The 21,300-nt window shown below is 44.6% G+C and carries 20 protein-coding genes and 1 tRNA gene; 18 read left to right on the plus strand and 3 right to left on the minus strand.

Annotated elements, in window-relative coordinates; all coding sequences use genetic code 11:
- Positions 1 to 48: 48 nt before the first annotated feature.
- Both dnaK and dnaJ read left to right on the plus strand, forming a co-directional pair.
- Entirely contained in the window at positions 49 to 1,902 is a 1,854-nt protein-coding gene (gene dnaK, locus CC90_RS0118615) for a molecular chaperone DnaK (RefSeq protein WP_031392223.1), read from the plus strand.
- A gap of 240 nt (positions 1,903 to 2,142) precedes the next feature.
- Complete coding sequence (gene dnaJ / locus CC90_RS0118620) at positions 2,143 to 3,300, plus strand: molecular chaperone DnaJ (protein ID WP_031392224.1); 1,158 nt, start codon at positions 2,143 to 2,145, stop codon at positions 3,298 to 3,300.
- Positions 3,301 to 3,389: 89 nt separating this feature from the next.
- Here dnaJ and CC90_RS0118625 read toward each other — a convergent pair whose 3' ends face one another.
- Positions 3,390 to 4,571, minus strand: coding sequence for a DUF3048 domain-containing protein (locus tag CC90_RS0118625; RefSeq protein WP_035315843.1), 1,182 nt, complete (start codon positions 4,569 to 4,571; stop codon positions 3,390 to 3,392).
- Positions 4,572 to 4,974: 403 nt separating this feature from the next.
- Between CC90_RS0118625 and prmA the strand changes: the two genes are divergently transcribed.
- From prmA to thiI, 4 genes are all read left to right on the plus strand, one after another.
- Positions 4,975 to 5,973: a 50S ribosomal protein L11 methyltransferase gene (gene prmA, locus CC90_RS0118630; protein WP_031392226.1), complete on the plus strand. Its 999-nt coding sequence runs from the start codon at positions 4,975 to 4,977 to the stop codon at positions 5,971 to 5,973.
- A 51-nt stretch (positions 5,974 to 6,024) separates the two neighbouring features.
- Positions 6,025 to 6,765 (plus strand): 16S rRNA (uracil(1498)-N(3))-methyltransferase, encoded by a 741-nt coding sequence (locus CC90_RS0118635; RefSeq protein WP_031392227.1) that lies wholly within the window; start codon positions 6,025 to 6,027, stop codon positions 6,763 to 6,765.
- 73 nt (positions 6,766 to 6,838) lie between these two features.
- On the plus strand, positions 6,839 to 7,993 hold the full coding sequence (locus CC90_RS0118640; RefSeq protein ID WP_031392228.1) for a cysteine desulfurase family protein: 1,155 nt from the start codon (positions 6,839 to 6,841) through the stop codon (positions 7,991 to 7,993).
- A 143-nt stretch (positions 7,994 to 8,136) separates the two neighbouring features.
- Entirely contained in the window at positions 8,137 to 9,315 is a 1,179-nt protein-coding gene (gene thiI, locus CC90_RS0118645) for a tRNA uracil 4-sulfurtransferase ThiI (RefSeq protein WP_031392229.1), read from the plus strand.
- A gap of 226 nt (positions 9,316 to 9,541) precedes the next feature.
- On the opposite strand, the gene CC90_RS0118650 is transcribed toward thiI, so the two are convergent.
- Positions 9,542 to 9,772 carry an HPr family phosphocarrier protein gene (locus tag CC90_RS0118650; RefSeq protein ID WP_031392230.1) on the minus strand — a complete coding sequence of 77 codons (231 nt, stop codon included), beginning with the start codon at positions 9,770 to 9,772 and terminating at the stop codon, positions 9,542 to 9,544.
- 103 nt (positions 9,773 to 9,875) lie between these two features.
- Between CC90_RS0118650 and mtaB the strand changes: the two genes are divergently transcribed.
- The 12 genes from mtaB (at position 9,876) to CC90_RS0118710 (ending at position 20,474) form a co-directional block, all read left to right on the plus strand.
- Positions 9,876 to 11,219 (plus strand): tRNA (N(6)-L-threonylcarbamoyladenosine(37)-C(2))-methylthiotransferase MtaB, encoded by a 1,344-nt coding sequence (gene mtaB, locus CC90_RS0118655; RefSeq protein ID WP_031392231.1) that lies wholly within the window; start codon positions 9,876 to 9,878, stop codon positions 11,217 to 11,219.
- 136 nt (positions 11,220 to 11,355) lie between these two features.
- Complete coding sequence (locus CC90_RS0118660) at positions 11,356 to 11,625, plus strand: IreB family regulatory phosphoprotein (protein WP_031392232.1); 270 nt, start codon at positions 11,356 to 11,358, stop codon at positions 11,623 to 11,625.
- A 35-nt stretch (positions 11,626 to 11,660) separates the two neighbouring features.
- Positions 11,661 to 12,095: a Holliday junction resolvase RuvX gene (gene ruvX, locus CC90_RS0118665; RefSeq protein ID WP_031392233.1), complete on the plus strand. Its 435-nt coding sequence runs from the start codon at positions 11,661 to 11,663 to the stop codon at positions 12,093 to 12,095.
- Positions 12,095 to 12,349, plus strand: a complete 255-nt coding sequence (locus CC90_RS0118670) for a DUF1292 domain-containing protein (RefSeq protein WP_031392234.1) — start codon at positions 12,095 to 12,097, stop codon at positions 12,347 to 12,349. The genes ruvX and CC90_RS0118670 overlap by 1 nt, the downstream gene beginning before the upstream one ends.
- Positions 12,350 to 12,453: 104 nt before the next feature.
- On the plus strand, positions 12,454 to 12,909 hold the full coding sequence (locus tag CC90_RS0118675; protein ID WP_031392235.1) for a Fur family transcriptional regulator: 456 nt from the start codon (positions 12,454 to 12,456) through the stop codon (positions 12,907 to 12,909).
- Entirely contained in the window at positions 12,906 to 14,579 is a 1,674-nt protein-coding gene (locus tag CC90_RS0118680) for a ribonuclease J (RefSeq protein WP_031392236.1), read from the plus strand. The genes CC90_RS0118675 and CC90_RS0118680 overlap by 4 nt, the downstream gene beginning before the upstream one ends.
- 19 nt (positions 14,580 to 14,598) lie before the next feature.
- Positions 14,599 to 14,931, plus strand: a complete 333-nt coding sequence (locus tag CC90_RS0118685; RefSeq protein ID WP_031392237.1) for a YlbF family regulator — start codon at positions 14,599 to 14,601, stop codon at positions 14,929 to 14,931.
- A 109-nt stretch (positions 14,932 to 15,040) separates the two neighbouring features.
- Complete coding sequence (locus CC90_RS23370; RefSeq protein WP_051869776.1) at positions 15,041 to 15,538, plus strand: endolytic transglycosylase MltG; 498 nt, start codon at positions 15,041 to 15,043, stop codon at positions 15,536 to 15,538.
- Between the two features lie 8 nt (positions 15,539 to 15,546).
- Entirely contained in the window at positions 15,547 to 16,188 is a 642-nt protein-coding gene (locus tag CC90_RS0118695; RefSeq protein ID WP_031392239.1) for an O-methyltransferase, read from the plus strand.
- 80 nt (positions 16,189 to 16,268) lie between these two features.
- Positions 16,269 to 17,516, plus strand: a complete 1,248-nt coding sequence (locus CC90_RS0118700; RefSeq protein WP_031392240.1) for a peptidase U32 family protein — start codon at positions 16,269 to 16,271, stop codon at positions 17,514 to 17,516.
- 436 nt (positions 17,517 to 17,952) lie between these two features.
- Positions 17,953 to 20,064 carry a glutamine synthetase III family protein gene (locus CC90_RS0118705; protein WP_031392241.1) on the plus strand — a complete coding sequence of 704 codons (2,112 nt, stop codon included), beginning with the start codon at positions 17,953 to 17,955 and terminating at the stop codon, positions 20,062 to 20,064.
- Positions 20,065 to 20,402: 338 nt separating this feature from the next.
- A tRNA-Gln gene (locus CC90_RS0118710) sits at positions 20,403 to 20,474 on the plus strand.
- A 117-nt stretch (positions 20,475 to 20,591) separates the two neighbouring features.
- On the opposite strand, the gene CC90_RS0118715 is transcribed toward CC90_RS0118710, so the two are convergent.
- Positions 20,592 to 21,299, minus strand: a complete 708-nt coding sequence (locus CC90_RS0118715) for a response regulator transcription factor (protein ID WP_031392242.1) — start codon at positions 21,297 to 21,299, stop codon at positions 20,592 to 20,594.
- Position 21,300 lies beyond the last annotated feature (1 nt).

Raw genomic sequence — 21,300 nt, forward strand, 5'->3', positions numbered from 1 at the left:
AAATTAACGAGCAAATCAATTGAACAATATATTTAGGAGGGCTTAATCATGAGCAAAATTATAGGTATCGATTTAGGAACAACAAATAGCTGCGTAGCAGTTATGGAAGGCGGTAAACCTACCGTCATCGCGAATACAGAAGGCGCAAGAACGACACCGTCTGTTGTAGCTTTTACAAAGACAGGAGAGAGGCTCGTAGGTGAGCCTGCAAAGCGTCAGGCAGTGACCAATGCCGAGAAGACAATCGCTTCTATTAAAAGAGAGATGGGTACCGATAGGGGTTGCACCATCGACGACAAGAAATACTCTCCCCAGCAGATTTCCGCGATGATTCTTCAGAAGTTAAAAGCGGATGCAGAGAGTTACCTTGGAGAAAAGGTTACGGAAGCGGTTATTACCGTTCCTGCTTACTTCAACGACGCACAGCGTCAGGCGACAAAGGATGCCGGTAAGATTGCAGGCCTGGATGTTAAACGTATCATCAACGAGCCTACGGCAGCAGCGCTCGCATACGGATTGGATAACGAAAAAGAACAAAAAATCATGGTATATGATTTGGGAGGCGGTACCTTCGACGTTTCCATCATTGAAATAGGCGACGGCGTTATCGAGGTTCTCGCTACGAACGGTGATACCCGTCTTGGCGGTGATGACTTCGACCAGAAAGTGATCGACTGGATGCTGGCTGAGTTCAAGAAGCAGGAAGGCGTTGACTTATCGAATGATAAGATGGCGCTTCAGAGATTAAAGGAAGCAGCAGAAAAGGCGAAGAAGGAATTATCTTCCGCAACAACCACGAACATTAACCTTCCGTTCATTACAGCTACGGCAGAAGGCCCTAAGCATTTCGATATGAACCTTACAAGAGCCAAATTCGATGAGTTGACACATGACCTCGTAGAGAGAACGGCAGCTCCCGTTCAAAACGCGATGAAGGATGCCGGACTTACCAATTCTGAAATAGGAAAAGTGCTTTTGGTTGGTGGCTCTACACGTATTCCGGCAGTTCAGGAGAAGGTAAAACAGCTTACCGGACAGGAACCGAATAAGAGCCTTAACCCGGATGAATGCGTTGCTTTGGGCGCTTCCATTCAGGGCGGCAAGCTTGCAGGAGATACAGGCGCAGGTGAGATTCTTCTTCTCGATGTTACTCCTCTTTCTCTGTCTATTGAGACAATGGGCGGTGTTGCTACGAGATTAATCGAGAGAAATACGACGATTCCTACAAAGAAGAGCCAGATTTTCTCCACAGCGGCAGATAATCAGACAGCAGTAGATATCAACGTAGTTCAGGGTGAAAGACAGTTTGCCAAGGATAACAAATCTCTCGGACAATTCAGACTGGACGGTATTCCTCCTGCAATGCGCGGAATTCCTCAGATCGAGGTTACCTTCGATATCGATGCTAACGGTATCGTAAATGTATCCGCTAAGGATTTAGGAACCGGAAAAGAGCAGCACATAACCATTACCGCAGGCTCCAACATGTCCGATACCGACATAGATAAAGCGATAAAGGAAGCGGCAGAATACGAAGCGCAGGATAAGAAGAAAAAAGAAGCTATCGACACGAGAAACGAAGCGGATTCCTTTGTATTCCAGACAGAAAAAGCTTTGGCAGATGTAGGCGACAAGATCGATGCATCCGCAAAGAGTACGGTAGAAGCCGATCTGGAAGCGTTGAAGGCAATTCTTGAGAGAACGAAGGACCAGGAAATGTCCGACAGTGACATCGATGAGATGAAAGCTGCAAAGGAGAAACTGATGACAGATGCGCAGGCATTATTCGCAAAGGTTTATGAGCAGGCACAGGGAGCGGCAGGTCCTGATATGAACATGAATGCAGATGCAGATTCTGCTCCGGCTGACGATGTGGTAGACGGAGATTACCGAGAAGTATAAATATAAAATAAGCAATATGGAGAAGTAACCTCCGGATAAAATATGAAGTTCTCCTTATAAGAGGGAATCCTCTGATAAGAGGAACTTCATATCTTGCTTAAAAATTTAATATTTTATAGGTTATATATTTGATGCAATAAAGATGAAATTGTTATATACTTAGAACGATATGTCTAAGAAAGTGGACTTATTCATATTTTTTATAAGTAAAATCTTTAAAGCGATAAAGAGGAGTTAGTTATGGCAGAGCAAAAACGAGACTACTACGAAGTTCTCGGAGTAGATAAAAATGCAGATGAAGCTGCGGTGAAAAAAGCATATCGAGTTCTGGCTAAGAAGTATCACCCAGATATGAATCCGGGCGATAAAGAGGCAGAAAAGAAGTTTAAAGAGGCTTCGGAGGCATATGCCGTACTTAGCGACCCGGAGAAGAAACGTCAATACGACCAATACGGCCATGCAGCATTCGAAGGCGGTGCAGGCGGTTTCGGCGGCTTTGATTTTAACAGCGCTGATTTCGGAGATATTTTTGGAGATATTTTCGGGGATTTCTTCGGCGGCAGCCGCCGGGGAAGAACGAACAGCGGACCTATGAAGGGCGCGAACATACGAACCAGCGTACGCATCACTTTTGAAGAAGCCGTATTCGGCGTGGAAAAGGAAGTGGAGCTTACGCTCAAAGATGAATGTACTACTTGCCACGGCAGCGGAGCAAAGCCGGGAACCAGCCCGGAGACCTGCCCTAAGTGCGGAGGCAAGGGCCAAGTAGTGTTTACGCAACAGTCCTTCTTTGGAACGGTGAGAAATGTGCAGACTTGTCCGGATTGTAACGGAACCGGCAAGGTGGTCAAAGAAAAATGTGTGGATTGTCATGGAAGCGGCTATATTGCTAACAGGAAGAAGATCAAGATATCCATTCCTGCCGGTATCGACAATGGCCAGAGCGTGCGCATAAGGGATAAGGGCGAACCGGGAACCAACGGCGGGCCGAGAGGAGACCTTCTTGCCGAGGTTGTAGTTGGAAGGCATCCCATATTCCAGCGTCAGGAATATAATATATATTCTACCGTACCGATGTCCTTTCCGGTTGCAGCATTAGGCGGCGAAATAGTTATCGACACAGTGGACGGCAAGGTCATCTACGACGTAAAGGCTGGAACACAGACCGATACAAAGATCCGCTTAAAAGGCAAAGGCGTACCGTCACTTCGCAATAAGGAAGTGCGTGGAGATCACTATGTAACGCTGGTAGTGCAAGTGCCTGATAAGCTTTCTAACGAGGCGAAGGAGCTGCTGAAGCAGTTTGATGCGGAAACGGGAAGTACTCTGCGCACGACTCAGAATAATAGTCCCGAGCCGGAAGAAGTGAAGGATAAGAAAAAGAAGTTCTGGAAATAAATTTATGGTTATAAAAAGCCGGGAGGATGATGATTGACTCATACATCCGCCCGGCTTTTTAGTCAGAAGCGCACCGCCTCTAAAAAATCCTATTCATATTCTACAAATTCCCCATATTCCTTCCAAATATTACAAATCCAGGTTTTTCCCTGATTGAAGATAATCTCGTTATCATCTTTATCATAGAACTTAGCAGGGGTATTGTCACCATCATAGCGTTTCCAAGTTCCCTCGATGACCTTCCCGTTTGTAAAAATAAGAGCCTCTCCTTCTCCGTGTACCCCGAAGGCAAGATAATCTTTCTCATCCCGCACCTCTCCGTGACAATATTGAAGTACTACATTGGACACAGCGAGCTGCTCCTTGTTGTATTCGTCGATTTGCTCCTTATCGTCCTGAAAACGATAGTAGAGCTTATCGGAAGAATTGTATTCGAAATACGGATTGTATGCGCCGTAGCCGCCGGCATTGTTTTCCTTTCCTCCGGGATAGATGAGAGTTACATCATCATTTTCCGCATATTCTGCGCGGTTATCATCGGCAATAAAGGTAAACTGCGGAACATAATTTTCATCGTACTGAGTCTCGTATTCATGGCGTTCGATAGCTTTGTTCAAGCCGTCCATAAATAGATATCCGGTAAACTCGGTAGCATAACCAGGTCTGCTGATTCTGCCGAATGCCTCATCGGAAGGATTGTGAATACCCACAACGGCAGCGCTGATATTCTGCACCGTATCTCTGTTAATGAGCTCTTCCACATAAGGTCTGGCAAGGCCCCAGTTGCAGTAAATCGCTTCGTAGCCCATAGCGACATAGATGTAATAATCGCGGCTGCTGCGAACAGGACCGATATGATCCAGCTCGTCATAATCTTCAAAGATAGCCATCAGTCTGGTGATACGTCCTTCTACGGGTGCCTCATAAATGATACCCGCCTTTGAGAGACCGTATTGAGGCATCGCCGGCGTATTGTTAGGTATCATGACAGCCAGGGGGCGTCTGGTAGCTATTTTCTCATCGATCCATTGACCGGTGAGATAGCTCTGCATCTTACCATTCACCACTTCTCTGTCTTCGATAATAGGGAGTCCTTCTTCCTCAGGCTCTTCTACCACTTCCTCCGATTCCGTCACAACTTCCGGCTCTGCCGGAACTTCGTTCACTTCGCCCAGAGGCAATTCGTCTGCTTTATTTTTACCGCAAGCTGTAAAAACAAGAGGAATACATAAAAAAAGAGCATAAAATAAATATTTGTTATTTTTCTTCATTTGCACAATTCCTTTTAATTTTTATTTTAATATGTAAACATTAAAAATAATAAACTACACAGATATTATATAATATCGTGCTAACGCTTGTCTATCGCAGAAATGCGTAGTTTTTTGTAAATTATTGTCAGTCGTTTGCGTCGGCAACGATTCATGCCTTTATAAAAGTTGAAAAAAGTGTTATCATAGCTTAGAAACGCTTGAAAAACGTCAGTTGCAGCAGATAACATATTGTGTTAGCATGCTATAATACAGCAATGATACGATACGGCGATGCCACGATACGGTAATGTTGCGATATGGCGATGCTACGATACGGCAATGCTGCAATACTGCGATGCCACAATATAAAAATGCTGTAATATAGCATAGAAAAAGATTATGGAAAGGCATGGATGATAATATGAGGTGGACGAAATTCAGGATCAAGACATTGACGGAAGCAGAAGACATTATTATAAGCTCTTTGTATGACATCGGCTTAGAAGGTGCGCAGATAGAGGATAAGGTACCGCTTACGGCGGCGGAAAAGGAGCAGATGTTTGTGGATATCCTTCCGGAGACACAGGAAGACGACGGTGTGGCATACCTAAGCTTTTTTGTGGAAGAAAACGAAGATGGGACCTTAAAGGTAAACGGAGGGAATACTACGGGGGAGCAGATTCTTCAATCGGTGAAGAGCGAGCTTGAGGACCTGCGCATGTTCATGGAAATCGGCGAAGGCACGGTAGCGGTGGACAGAACGGAGGACATCGACTGGATCAATAACTGGAAGCAATACTTCCACCAGTTCTATATCGACGATGTGCTCGTTATTCCGTCATGGGAAGAAGTGAAGGCAGAGGACAAAGACAAAATGATTCTCCACATTGACCCCGGAACGGCATTCGGAACAGGAATGCACGAGACCACACAGCTTTGTATCCGCCAGCTTAAGAAATACCTTACGCCGGAGACAAGACTTCTGGATGTGGGAACCGGAAGCGGTATTCTGGCTATCCTGTCACTTATGTTCGGTGCGAAAGAGGCGATAGGAACCGATCTTGACCCCTGCGCGATAGAGGCTACCAGAGAAAATATAAAGGCGAATCATATTTTACCTGAAAAATTCAATGTGATGATAGGAAATATTATTACGGAAAAAGAAGTGCAGGACAAAGTTGGATATGAGTGCTATGATATTGTGGTTGCAAATATTCTGGCGGACGTGCTCGTGCCGCTGACTCCGGTCATCATAAATCAGCTTAAGCCGGGCGGAATCTATATAACCTCAGGCATCATAGATGATAAGGAGACGACGGTAACAGAAGCGGTGGAGGCAGCAGGCCTTCATGTTCTGGAGGTTACCTACCAGGGGGAATGGGTGTCGGTAACCGCACAAAAGTCAAACGTCCCGCAGTAACAGCAAGAATAAAAGCAATAATGGATAAACCGGGAAAGGCATGGTTTTTATATGTATAGTTTTTTTGTAGACCCATCGCAAATACAAGGGAATACGATAATCATAACGGGAAACGATGTAAAGCATATCAAAAACGTCCTGCGTATGAAGGTGGGAGAAGAGCTTTCTGTGCGAAGCGGCGTGGATGAAAGGGAATATCGCTGTGGAATCGAGGCGATGGAGGAAGAGCAGATTGTATGCAGGCTTCGTTTCGTAAAGGAGGAGGGCATGGAGCTTCCCTCCAAGGTATACCTTTTTCAAGGACTTCCCAAAGCGGATAAAATGGAGCTCATCATACAAAAAGCAGTGGAGCTCGGTGTACATGAGATAATACCCGTATCTGCCAAACGTGCGGTGGTAAAGCTGGATGAAAAGAAGGCGAAGGCAAAAAGGGAGCGCTGGCAGGCAATTGCGGAGTCCGCAGCGAAGCAGAGTAAAAGGAGCATCGTCCCTCAGGTCAAGGAGGTCATGACGATGAAGGAGGCGGTCCGTTACGCCGCAGATATAGAGGTGCGCCTCATTCCTTATGAGCTGGCGGAAGGGATGCAAAAAACCAAGGACATCATTTCTTCGTTGAAAAAGGAACAGTCCGTAGCGATATTTATCGGCCCCGAAGGAGGCTTCGAGGAAAGCGAGATAGGAGAAGCGGTGGAAAGCGGAATCGTCCCTGTTACTCTGGGCAAACGCATTCTTCGGACGGAGACCGCAGGGTTCACAGTCCTCGCGTGGATAATGTACCAATTGGAGGAATAGGCATATAGTATAGGTATAAAGCCGAGTTTATAGGCTTTAGCATATAATAGTACGTGAGGAGATAGCAGACATTATGGAAGTATATTTAGATAATTCGGCTACGACAAGATGCTTTGACGATGTGGCGGCCTTGATGACGCAAGCGATGTGCAGGGACTACGGGAACCCGTCCAGCCTGCATTTGAAGGGAGTACAGGCGGAAACTTATATCCGGTATGCCAAAGAAACTATTGCGAAAGCCTTGAAGGTGAATGAAAAGGAAATCTACTTTACTTCAGGAGGAACGGAATCCGACAACATCGCCCTTATAGGAAGCGCTCTTGCAAACCATAGAGCGGGCAGGCGGCTGATAACCACGGAGATAGAGCATCCCGGAATTATGCAGGCGATGAAACATTTGGAAGAACAAGGCTTCCATGTGACCTATCTGCCGGTGGATCAAAATGGAGTCATAAGCTTGGAGGATTTGCGCAGAGCGTTGACGAAAGATACGATACTCGTATCTATCATGCATACGAATAATGAGATCGGTGCATTGCAGCCAATAGAGGAGGCGGGAGCTCTCATTAAGAAAGTAAATCCTAATGCGCTGTTCCATGTGGATGCGGTTCAGGGCTTCGGTAAATTCCGTATTTATCCCAAGAAGATGAATATCGATATGCTTTCCGCCAGCGGACATAAAATTCATGGTCCGAAAGGCGTGGGATTTTTATATATTCAGGAAAACATCAAAATAAAACCGATTATTTTTGGAGGCGGACAGCAAAGCGGCATTCGTTCCGGGACGGAGAACGTACCGGGAATCGCAGGTCTTGGGAAAGCTGTAGAAATGATTTATACTGATTTGGAAGCAGAAGTGAATAAGCTGTATGGTCTGAAGCAGCTATTCACAGACGGAGTTACGAAGCTGGATAATGTCACCGTCAACGGATTGACAGGAAGGGACAGTGCGCCCCACGTGGTCAGCGTATCGGTGAGAGGAATTAGAAGTGAGGTGCTTTTGCATGCCTTGGAGGACAGGGGAATCTACGTGTCGGCGGGAAGTGCGTGCTCGGCACGCAAGCCACAGCCCTCTGCGACGCTCAAAGCTATCGGGTTGGAAAAAGAATTGTTGGAATCCACCTTACGTTTCAGTTTTTCGGTCTTTACAACTGCGGAGGAAATCGATTATACTTTACAGGCGATGTATGATATAATACCGATGCTTCGCAAATATACGAGGCATTGACAGTGAAGATATAGGACCCGCGGCATAACGGCCGCGGGCAGAAAGATTGGAAACAAAAGATTTCCAATTGTCCCATTTGTTCGGTTTCCCCGATTTTCAGGCGGTGACAGGAATGAGTAAAGAATGTTTATGGAGGAATACTTATGTTTACAGCTTTTTTAATAAAATATGCTGAAATAGGTGTAAAAGGAAAAAACCGATATATTTTTGAAGATGCTCTCGTGCAGCAAATAAAATATGCGGTAAAAAGATGTGACGGTGAATTTAAAGTCTACCGTACGGAGGGAAGAATATATGTAGAGGCCTTATCCGAATTTGACTTCGACGAAGTAGTGGACAACCTAAAGACGGTATTTGGAATTTCAGGCATATGCCCTGTTGTCTATGTGGAAGACGAAGGATTTGAAAAGCTTGGTGAGGATGTTTTAAAATACATCGGGGAAGTGTATCCCGAAAAGGATAAGACCTTTAAGGTATGCGCCAGAAGGGCGAGGAAGAATTATCCTTTGACCTCAATGGAAATCAACAGCGAAATGGGCGGCATAATTCTGGATAATTGCCCCAAGATGCGGGTGGACGTGCATAAGCCCGATATTATGCTGCACATTGAAATCAGAGAGAAAATATACATTTACTCCAATATCATTCCCGGTCCCGGCGGAATGCCCGTAGGCACGGGGGGGAAAGCGATGCTTCTTTTATCGGGCGGCATCGATTCTCCGGTAGCAGGCTATATGATAGCGAAGCGCGGTGTGAAAATCGACGCGGTATATTTCCATGCGCCTCCGTATACGAGCGAAAGAGCGAAGCAGAAGGTAGTAGATCTGGCAAGGCTGGTTTCTCGCTATACCGGTCCTATATATCTGCATGTTATCAACTTCACCGATATACAGCTTTATATTTATGAAAAATGCCCTCATGACGAGCTGACGATTATCATGCGCCGTTATATGATGCGCATCGCAGAAAAAATCGCGCAGGATACGGGATGTTTGGGACTGATTACAGGTGAGAGCATCGGACAAGTCGCTTCCCAGACAATGCAAAGCCTTGCGGCGACCAACGAAGTATGCACAATGCCGGTATACCGGCCGCTTATCGGCTTCGATAAGATGGAAATCGTAGAACTATCGGAGAAAATCAATACGTATGAGACCTCCATACTTCCCTACGAGGACTGTTGCACGATTTTTGTGGCAAAGCATCCGGTGACTAAGCCGAATCTGAATATTATAAAGAAGCATGAAGAAAATCTGGAAGAGAAAATTGCCGAGCTGGTGGAGACTGCGCTTAAGAATGACGAACTGATCATTGTAAGATAGAAATGAAAAACGTGAACAAAAGTGTGCTTCGTTCACGCCAGTGGTCAAGTACCTTGGCAGCACAGCTTTTGTTCCGCGCGCGTAGGAGCGCATGTATTGTTTATGTGATAGGAGCGCTTTCCTATTACATAAAAAAGCATTCGGATTAATTTCCGAATGCTCTTCATTACTTTGTCATATTGTTCAGCTTATGCTGAGTAATTGCTAAGTTTGATACCAGCAATTATTAAATCATGTAAGGCTTTAATGCATTGAGTACTTCTTCTGCATTGTCTTCTGCATGAACATTCAGGTCGATCGGTTTTGACAGATCCAAGCTGAAGATGCCCATAATGGACTTTGCGTCAATAACATATCTGCCGGATACTAAATCAAAATCATAATCGAATTTTGTGATATCATTTACAAAAGATTTTACCTTATCAATAGAATTTAAAGAAATCTGAACTGTTTTCATTGGTTTCTACCTCCTTGATGTTTTCATACCTTCTGTTTATTATACTAACGGGTGAGCCGGTAAAAGTCAATGCTAAAACAATACAAAAAAAGTGAGGAATAATATGAAATGTGTAGCATTACATAACCTGGGCTGTAAAGTCAACGGATATGAAATGGACGTAATGCAACAAATGTTACAAGAAAAAGGATACAAAATTGTATCATTTGATGAATGGGCGGATATATATATCGTAAATACGTGTACAGTTACCAATATCGCGGATCGAAAAAGCAGACAAATGCTTCATAAAGCGCGTAAATTGAACCCTGAGGCCGTGGTCGTTGCGGCGGGCTGTTACGTGCAAACGGGGAAAGAAGACGTGCTGAAGGACGTAGGCGTAGACTTGGCAATCGGAAATAATAAGAAAAAAGAACTGCTTCCCATTCTGGAAAAATTCCTGGAAGAAAAAAGCGGAGAAACAAACGAAAAAACGAGCACCAGCTTTAAGACCCTTGACGATACAACGATAATTGACATAGGAAAAACAAAAGAATTTGAAAATATGCAGCTAAAACAGACTTCTGGAAATACCCGAGCCTATATTAAGATTCAGGACGGGTGCAACCAATTTTGTTCCTATTGCATTATCCCTTATGCGAGAGGCAGGGTAAGAAGCAGAAAAGAAGAGGATATTCTGGAGGAAATAACCGGACTTGCCGGAAGAGGATATAAAGAGGTGGTGCTGACCGGGATTCATATCAGTTCCTATGGAACAGATTTCGGTGAACCGGCCCTGCTTGCGCTTATAGAGAGCATCCACGGAGTGGACGGAATCGAAAGAATCCGTTTAGGCTCGCTGGAGCCAGGAATCGTTACGCAGGAGTTTGCTGCCAGGCTAAGAGCGCTTCCCAAATTCTGCCCGCATTTCCATCTATCCCTTCAAAGCGGCTGCGACGAGACTCTCAAAAGGATGAATAGGAAATACACCTCGGGGGAATACTACGAAAAAGTGGAGCTGCTGCGCCAAATATTCGACCGTCCGGCCATTACCACGGACGTCATTGTAGGTTTTCCCGGAGAAACGCAGGAAGAATTTGATATCACAAGAAAATACCTGGAAAAAATAAAGCTTTATGAAATGCACATTTTCAAATATTCCAAAAGGAAAGGTACCCGTGCGGCAGAAATGAAGGAGCAGGTGCCGGATGAAGAAAAGACAAGAAGGAGCAACCTTCTGCTTTCCATGGAAAAGGAATATTCTCAGGATTATAGGACCGACTACATAGGAGAAGAAGTAGAGGTGCTGTTCGAGGAAGAAAAAGTGATAGACGGAGTATGCTATCAGACGGGACATACCAGGCAATATGTTAAAGTGGCGAAGCGGGGTGAGGCCGGCCTGTCTAACCGATTGATAAAGGGAAAAGCTGCAGGCTTCTTGCAGGAGGACATGCTGTTCATTGAGTAGAAAACACGGAAAAACATCCGATAAAATAAATAAGCAATCATTAAATTAATGTAAATTGATTGAATTTTCTGAACGAATAGGGTAATATGGTGATTAGAAAGAGTTAACTGGCGACAATAGATAAGGGCGTGATTATATGCAGGATTTTGGAAATACACAATTTTTTAGCGTGGAGACCGAGCCGGAGACAGGCGTGGAAGTAGTCTTGGCCACGGTATATGAAGCATTGACGGAAAAAGGATATAATCCGGTGAATCAGATCGTAGGGTATATTATGTCCGGAGACCCCACATATATTACAAGCCATAGAAGTGCGAGAAGCCTTATCATGAAAGTAGAAAGAGACGAGCTGGTAGAAGAGCTGCTTACGAAATATATCGAGGCGAAACACTGGAAAAACGAGTAAAGAACATTTGTGGAAGGATATAAAAGGGTGAATCCATGCGTATCATGGGCTTGGATTTCGGGTCGAAGACGGTAGGAGTGGCAATCAGCGACGCTTTGCTTCTCACTGCTCAGGGCATTGAAATCATAGAGAGAAAAGAAGAGAATAAATTACGAAGGACATTGGCTCGCATAGAGGAGCTGATTGCAGAATATGAAGTAGAAGAAATCGTGCTGGGGCTTCCAAAGAATATGAACGATACGCTGGGCGTACGTGTGGAGCTTTCCATGGATTTCAAGGATATGCTGGAACGCAGAACAGGGCTGCCTGTCAAGATGTGGGACGAGAGGCTCACTACCGTTGCGGCAGACAGAGTAATGAAGGAAGCCGGAATACGGCGGGAGCATAGGAAGGAGCATGTGGATAGAATTGCTGCATGCTTTATATTGCAAGGGTATTTGGATTACCGTAAGAACGAGGAGAACAAGTAGTGGATAAAATAATTTTTAAACCGGAGAACGAGGAGCCGGTTGAATTTTATGTGTTGGAACAGACGAAGATAGGAGGCTGTCAGTACATTCTTGTGACAGAGCAGGAAGAGGGAGACAGTGACGCATTGATTTTGAAAGATATCTCTGCACCGGAGGAGCCCGAGGCGATTTATGAAATCGTGGAAGATGATACGGAGCTTAATGCCGTTGCAGCAGTTTTTGAAAATATACTGGAGGATATTGAACTTTCCTGATGGAAAAATAAGGAAAGGCGACCGAGGCAGAAAGCTGTCTTAAGACAGTTGTAAAGGGGAGGGTAACTGTGACGGTACTGGACAGTTACAAGGGATGATAGCAAATGGGAGTGGATAGAGAGCAGTTTAAACAGTTGTTGAAGGATAAAGGTTTAAAGGTAACTACCCAGAGGCTTCTTGTATTGGAAGCTCTTGCTGCATGCCCCGACAGACATCTGACCGCGGAAGAAATTTATGAAATGGTAAAAGCAGACTATCCCGAGATAGGGCTTGCTACTGTTTATAGAACGATACAGATACTTTTAGAGCTGCATTTAATTGATCGCATCAATTTGGACGACGGTTTTGTTCGTTATGAAATCGGAAATGTGGGAAGGGGTACGGCAAAACACCATCACCATCATTTGATTTGCATAAATTGTGGTAAAGTGAATTCCTTTGAGGACGACTTACTCGAGGAATTGGAAGAAAAGATTACAAGGACGACCGGATTCCATGTGGTAGATCATGAAGTAAAACTCTACGGGTACTGTGCAGAATGTGGAGGAAAAATTGATTGAAAAAAAGTGAAAATGTGAATGTTTCCAAGCTAAAGATAATTCCGTTAGGTGGCTTGGAGCAGATTGGTATGAATATTACTGCCTTCGAATATGAAGACAGTATTGTTGTGGTGGACTGCGGTCTTTCGTTCCCGGACGATGATATGCTGGGAATCGATTTGGTAATACCGGATACCACCTATTTGAAGGATAATATCGATAAAGTAAAAGGCTTTATGATTACCCACGGGCATGAGGACCATATTGGTGCGCTGCCTTATGTGCTGCGTGAAGTCAACGTTCCTATCTATGCGACGAAACTGACCATGGGTATTATAGAAAATAAGCTAAAGGAGCATAACCTCGTTGGAAACACCAAAAGAAAAGTCGTTAAATTTGGTCAATCCATCAATTTAGGACAGTTCCGTATAGAATTTATTAAAACGAACCATAGCATTGTAGATGCCGCTGCACTTGCTATTTATTCTCCTGCGGGAATCGTAGTGCATACGGGAGACTTTAAAGTAGATTATACTCCGGTATTCGGGGATGCTATCGATTTGCAGAGATTTGCAGAAATAGGGAAAAAAGGTGTTCTGGCGCTTATGTGCGACAGTACCAACGCGGAGCGTCCGGGGTTTACCCAATCCGAAAAGACGGTGGGAAAAACTTTCGATACGATTTTTACAGAGCATATGGATACGCGTATTATCGTCGCTACCTTTGCTTCCAATGTAGACCGCGTGCAGCAGATCATCAATTCTGCGTACAAATTTGACAGAAAAGTTGTAGTGGAAGGCCGAAGTATGGTAAATATCATCGAGACGGCGACCACTCTTGGTTATTTGGATATTCCGGATAAGACGCTGATCGACATCGAGCAGCTTAAGAACTATCCTGCGGAGAAGACAGTTATCATCACTACGGGAAGTCAGGGAGAAAGCATGGCGGCGTTGAGCCGAATGGCGGGAAATATTCATAAGAAGATATCTATTTGCCCCGGCGATACGGTTATCTTCTCATCCAACCCGATTCCGGGAAATGAGAAGGCAGTAACAAATGTTATCAATGAGCTGCTTGTAAAAGGAGCTGATGTAATTTTCCAAGATGTCCATGTATCAGGACATGCCTGCAGAGAAGAAATCAAGCTTATTTATACCTTGGTACATCCCCAATATGCTATTCCTGTTCATGGTGAATACAAACATTTGAAGGCGCAGGCCAAGATTGCAAGTGAGCTTGGTATTGCGAAGGAAAATATATTCATTTTGCGTTCCGGCGATGTGCTGGAGATGGATAAGGATGAAGCGAAGGTAAGCGGAAAAGTTCCGGTAGGAGAGGTCCTTGTAGATGGATTGGGCGTCGGAGACGTAGGAAATATTGTGCTGAGAGACCGTCAGCATCTTGCGGAGGACGGCATTCTCATCGTTGTTTTAGCGCTGGATCAGCATTCCGATCAACTGGTATCGGGACCGGATATCGTTTCGAGAGGATTCGTATATGTGAGAGAATCCGATCAACTGATGGAAGAGGCTAGGAAGGTGGTGGACGATGCAGTTCACGGCTGTCTGGGCAGAGGAGTCAGCGATTGGGGGAAAATTAAGTCTAATATTAAGGATTCCCTCAGCGACTACGTTTGGAAAAAGACGAAGCGCAGGCCGATGATTCTTCCGATTATTATGGAAGTTTAAGTATGGAGTGTGAGAAGAGATGACGGATAACAGTATGCAGGGCGCAGCCATGGAATTTGTGGGTGCGGTCAGAGAATCAACTGAATACTGTGAATATGTTATGCAGCTTAAAAAGATAAAGATGCAGCCGGAGCTGTATTTGAAGGTCAATGAGTTCAGGCGTAAGAATTTTATGTTTCAGAACGAAGAGGAAGCGGAAGATCTTTTAGAGCGCATGGAGGAATTGGATAAAGAGTATGAGAGCCTGAGGGAGATTCCGCTTGTGTCGGATTTTTTGGCGGCGGAGACCTCCTTCTGCAGAATGATGCAGGAGGCCACCGAGCTGATAGTAAAAGAACTGGATTTTCAATAAGGCTTTGGCAAGGCGGCGGTTGCGAAACTGGTACATAAAATTGGCAAGGGTTACGAGTTTCGCAACTGTCTAAGCTGTGGAGCGGTTTGAAAGGAGCATAGTTATAAATATGAATACCAAACAATTGATAGGGACTGTATTTGATACGGCATTGAAGATAGTCATTATAATAGTGGTGGTTATGTTCACTTATAAATATGCGACGGATGCTTATAACTTTGGATATCGTATTTTTACTGAAGAGCCGGTAGCGGCGGAGGGGAATGCGAAAGTTATTAGTATAGCTATTACGGAAGAAGCCGGTACCATGGATATCGGAGAGGTGCTGGAAGAGAAGGGTCTGATTAATGACTCGAAAGTGTTCTATGCACAGGAATTGATTTCTGAGTATCATGGGGAACTCAAACCGGGAATTTATGAGCTGAGCAGCGATATGACGGTTAAGGAGATGCTGGAAATCATGTCTGCCGGAGATAAATCTGAAGAGGCTTCATCGGGAGTTTCCGCTGCAGAAGGAGCTTCGGAAGCTGACACGCCGGAAGGAACAGCGGGGGATGCAGGTGCAGAAGGTTCGGAGACTCCGGAAGATGCCACGGATGCGGAGTAAGTGAAGAAATGATTACAGATGAAAGAATCAGCACTTTTATTAACTCTTTTGACAGAGGAAATACGGAGCTTTTGAATGAAATAGAGGATGAGTGTAAGAAGACGAATGTGCCGGTAATCCGTACACAGATGCAGAGCCTGCTTCGGTTACTATTGGCGGTGAACAGGCCGCAGGATATTCTGGAGGTGGGGACGGCAATCGGTTTTTCCGCACTTCTTATGAGCGAATATGCGCCGGAAGGCTGTAAGATAACGACGATAGAAAAGTATGAGAAGAGGATTCCTATAGCGAAGGAAAATTTCAAAAGGGCGGGGAAAGAAGACGCTATTACGTTGCTGGAGGGTGACGCGACGGAGATTTTACGAGAGCTTGAGGGAAGCTATGATTTTATTTTTATGGATGCTGCAAAGGGGCAGTATATTCATTTTTTGCCTGATATATTGCGGTTGCTGAAGACGGGCGGGCTGCTGGTCTCGGATAACGTCCTGCAGGATGGGGACATTATCGAGTCGCGCTTTGCGGTGACTAGAAGGGATAGAACGATTCATTCCAGAATGCGGGAGTACCTTTATGAACTGAAGCATAACGAGCAGCTTGAAACAGCGATTCTTCAAGTGGGAGACGGCGTTACCGTAAGTGTGAAATTGTAGATGTATGTAAGTGCGGAGAACACATTGCGAAAAAGATGAAGCATTGTGTGTGGCGCAAGGAAGAAAGGATTGATTATTTAATGAAAAAACCAGAGCTTTTGATTCCGGCAGGGAGTCTGGAAGTGCTGAAAACGGCGGTTGCTTATGGCGCCGATGCCGTATATATCGGTGGAGAGGCCTTCGGGCTTCGTGCTAAAGCAAAGAACTTCAGTATGGAGGACATGGCAGAAGGGATAAAGTTTGCTCATGCTCATGGAGCGAAGGTCCATGTTACGGCTAATATACTGGCGCACAATGAGGACTTGGATGGTGTAAGAGAATATTTTCATGAGCTTAAAAAGATAAGACCGGACGCGCTCATTATTGCGGATCCGGGCGTTTTTATGATGGCGAGGGAAATTTGTCCTGAGATAGATATTCATGTTTCTACGCAGGCCAATAATACCAATTATGAAACCTTTAAATATTGGTATGCACAAGGAGCAAAGCGTGTCGTTTCAGCAAGAGAGCTTTCTTTGGCGGAGATAAGAGAAATAAGAAATAAGGTTCCGGCGGAGTTGGAAATAGAAAGCTTTATTCATGGAGCGATGTGCATTTCTTATTCGGGCAGATGCCTGCTCAGCAGCTATTTTACGGGCAGGGACGCTAACCGGGGAGCCTGTACCCATCCGTGCCGCTGGAAATATTCGATAGTGGAGGAAAAAAGGCCGGGGGAATACATGCCGGTATATGAAAATGAAAGGGGTACCTACATTTTTAACTCCAAGGATTTGTGTATGATAGAGCATATTCCTGAAATGATAGAGGCGGGTATCGACAGCTTTAAGATAGAAGGAAGAATGAAAACAGCGCTCTATGTGGCAACGGTAGCGAGGACATATCGGAAGGCGATTGACGATTATCTGGAGTCGGAGGAAAAATATCTTACCAATATGGAATGGTATAAGGCGGAAATCGCCAAATGTACCTACCGCCAGTTTACCACCGGCTTTTATTTTGGTAAGACGGATGAAAATACTCAGATTTATGATTCCAATACGTATGTGAACGAATATATCTATTTAGGAACTGTGGAAGAAGTAGATGATAGGAGTCGTGTCCGCATTACGCAGCGCAATAAGTTCTGTGTAGGCGATGCTATTGAAATAATGAAGCCGGATGGCACAAATGTACCGGTTACGGTGTTGTCCCTTACCACGCAGGACGGGGAAGCAGTGGAGAGTGCGCCTCATTCGAAGCAGGTGTTATACGTAGAGCTGACGGGCATGGCAGAGAAAAACGATATTCTTAGAATAGAAGCGCCTAAAGAAGAAAAGGACCGTCTGTAAAAAAGTTATTGTTCGCACAGTAGCTTAACACTTACTGTTAAGCTACGTAAGAACGTAATGCAAGAGATGATTTCTGCTTCGCGGAGCTAATTTACATATAGAAATCATGCGTTGCTGAGAACGGAGTGAACAGTAACGTAAAAAGCCGGTCAAAAAAAGGATTGACTCGCAATTCTTTCATATTGTACAATGTGAACAGTAAACCGACGGAAAATGACTTGTTTTTTACAATATTCAATAAAGTTGAAAATAGGGGGTTGCAATTTTGCAGACAATAGAGTATCTTATAGAAAACGAAGGGAAACCTTCCGGTATAAGGTATCTTGAACGAGGATGTTCCAAAGGTTTTTTTGGGGCATTTTTTTTATACCATAGAGACCTTGTTGTGTCGCAGGTGGTGAGAGGCGAACTATGAAAAACGAAAGGGAGCAAAAAAATGAGCGAAGTTTTTAATGTGGAAAAGATTTTTGCAGAAAATGTATTTACTCTCGGTAAAATGAAAGAGCGTTTACCAAAAAATGTGTTCAAGGAAGTAAAGAAGGTTATGGAGCAGGGTGAGGAGCTCTCTCTCTCAGCGGCAGATGTCGTAGCTAAGGCGATGAAGGACTGGGCAGTGGAGAACGGCGCCACTCACTATACACATTGGTTTCAGCCGCTTACGGGCATTACGGCTGAAAAGCACGATTCTTTTGTGACACATCCGGATGAAGAGGGCAGAATGCTCATGGAATTCTCCGGCAAAGAGCTGATCAAGGGAGAGCCTGATGCATCTTCTTTTCCTTCAGGAGGACTTCGTTCTACCTTTGAAGCGAGAGGCTATACCGCATGGGATATTACCTCTCCGGCCTTTTTGAAAGAAGCGGGAACGGGTGTAATTCTTTGTATCCCTACGGCATTTTGTTCCTATAAAGGAGAAGCTTTGGATAAGAAAACTCCCCTTTTGAGGTCAATGGAAGCGGTTAGTGAGCAGGCACTTCGTATCGTCAGACTTTTCGGCAATACGCAGGCGAAGAAGGTAGTTGCCAGCGTGGGTGCGGAGCAGGAATATTTCCTTGTGGATAAAGATAAATATTTACAAAGACCTGATCTTATCTTCGCGGGACGTACTTTATTCGGCGCACCGGCTCCTAAAGGACAGGAGATGGAGGATCACTATTTCGGTGTAATCAGAGAGCGCATCGGCGCGTACATGAAGGATTTGAACGAAGAGCTTTGGAAGCTTGGAGTAACGGCTAAGACACAGCACAATGAGGTTGCGCCTGCGCAGCATGAGCTGGCTCCCGTTTATGAAACTGCCAATATTGCAGTAGACCATAACCAGGTTGTTATGGAGACCATGAAGAGGGTGGCGATTCACCATGACCTCAGGTGTCTGCTCCATGAGAAACCCTTTGCGGGAGTGAACGGTTCCGGTAAGCACAATAACTGGTCTCTCGGTACAGATAACGGCGTGAATTTGCTCGATCCCGGCGATACCCCCAACGAGAACATTCAGTTCTTGCTGGTGCTGGCCTGCATTATGAAGGCTGTGGACACTCACGGTGATTTGCTTCGCCAGAGTGCGTCGGATGTAGGAAACGACCATAGGCTTGGAGCCAATGAAGCGCCTCCGGCAATTATTTCTATTTTTCTCGGGGAACAGCTTGAGGATGTGGTAAGGCAGCTTGTAGAGACAGGCATTGCGGAAACGTGCAAGGAAGGCGGTGTATTGAAGACAGGCGTGTCCTATCTTCCTGATCTTGTAAAGGACGCTACAGACAGAAACAGAACGTCACCCTTCGCATTTACGGGAAATAAGTTTGAGTTCCGTATGGTAGGCTCTGCTGATTCCGTAGCCAGTCCGAATACTACTCTTAATGCAATTGTGGCTGAGGTATTCTGCGAAGCGGCGGATATACTGGAGAAGGCTGATGACTTCGATTTGGCAGTACATGATTTAATAAAGGAATACATGAACAAGCATCAGAGAATTATCTTCAACGGCGACGGATATTCCGAGGAATGGGTAAAAGAGGCTGAGAGAAGAGGGCTTCCCAATATTAAGAGCATGGTGGAGGCTGTAGATACTCTGACTACGGAGAAGTCGGTGAAGCTATTTGAAAGATTCGCAATCTTCACGAAGGCTGAACTGGAATCCAGAGAAGAGGTTCTCTATGAAACATATGCGAAGACAATTAATATTGAGGCTCTTACCATGATCGATATGGCTTCCAAGCAGATTATTCCGGCAGTTATGAGATACACGAAGACCCTTGCGGATACCGTGATTGCAGTAAAGGAAGCAGGTGCGGATGCATCTGTTCAGTCGGAGCTGTTAGGCAGCATCTCTAAGAAATTAGTCGAAATGAAAGCGGCGTTGGCAAAGCTGGAGGAAATCGAACAGCAGGCAAGTGCTATGCCGGAGGGCAAGGAGCAGGCATTTTTCTACAAGGACCAGGTGGTGGAGGCTATGGAAGCCTTAAGAGTGCCGGCTGATGAGTTGGAGAAGCTTGTGGATAAAGAGGTTTGGCCCATTCCGACTTATGCGGATTTGCTGTTTGAAGTATAAGGGCTCAATATGTAGGGTTAAAGAATAAATAAACAAGAGACTGGCAGATCAGCTTTGTAAGCATTGGCCGGTCTCTTATTGTTATATTATAGGAAATACTTTGCCACAGAAGATATATTGAATTCTGAAGCATTTGGATTCTTTCGGAAAGGTGGATATAAAATGTTTGTTTTCTGTCAATTTCTCCCTGCAAGCCTAGAGCGAATATAGTCTATTAGTAATTATAAAATAATCCTACAATAAAACTACAAAAAATTCGAAATAAGTCTTGCAATATGAAAATGATTCGTGTATAATACCAAAATGTAGCGTATAAATAACGCGCTGCTAAATGATATAGGGCTATCGCCAAACGGTAAGGCAACGGACTCTGACTCCGTCATCTCAAGGTTCGAATCCTTGTAGCCCTGCTTGAAAGACTCAACCGAATCATTCGGTTGAGTCTTTTTATGCGAGAAATATGCAGATGGTACGAAGTTCATAAAACAAGCAGGAATCGTACGTACTTGATTTAAGGATGGCAGGATTTATTCAGATAGCTCCTCCACCATCCGATATCCAACTCCCATTTCTGTAAGGATATATTTAGGGGCACCGGGATTTACTTCTATTTTCCTTCGGATATTTGCCATATTTACACGCAGAGTATGACTTTCATCCGTGTAGATACCCCAAATTTCCCGTATAATAAAATCATGTGTTAATACCTTTCCGGCATTTTTAGAAAGTAAAACCAAAATTTTATATTCGATAGGGGTCAGATGTATGTTTTCTCCGGCTCTGCATACGATTCTTTTATTATAATCTATTTCCAGATTTCCGACAGAAAAGTTTTCTGCTTCTAAGCCGTTCATAGCGATAACCTGAGTGCTATGACGTATAGCTGTTCGTATACGGGCAAGCAGTTCAGATGTTCCGAAAGGTTTTACAATATAGTCATCGGCGCCTAAATCAAGAGCTGCTACTTTTTCTCGCTCATGTCCACGAGCCGATACAACAATAATGGGTATTTTTGACCAGTTTCGTATTTTCTTTAGTATCTCCATTCCATCCATATCGGGCAACCCCAAATCTAAAAGAACAATGTCGGGGATGTGAGATGTAAAAAGGGACAGCCCTTCCTTCCCTGTTTTAGCTTTTACGACATGGTAATCATTTGAGGTTAATACGGCAGAAATAAAGCTGCAAATCGCCTCCTCATCCTCGATAATTAAGATCAGTGGTTTTATGTCCAAT

Origin of the sequence: Kineothrix alysoides, from assembly GCF_000732725.1 — a bacterium.
In the GTDB taxonomy this organism is placed as follows: Bacteria; Bacillota; Clostridia; order Lachnospirales; family Lachnospiraceae; genus Kineothrix; species Kineothrix alysoides.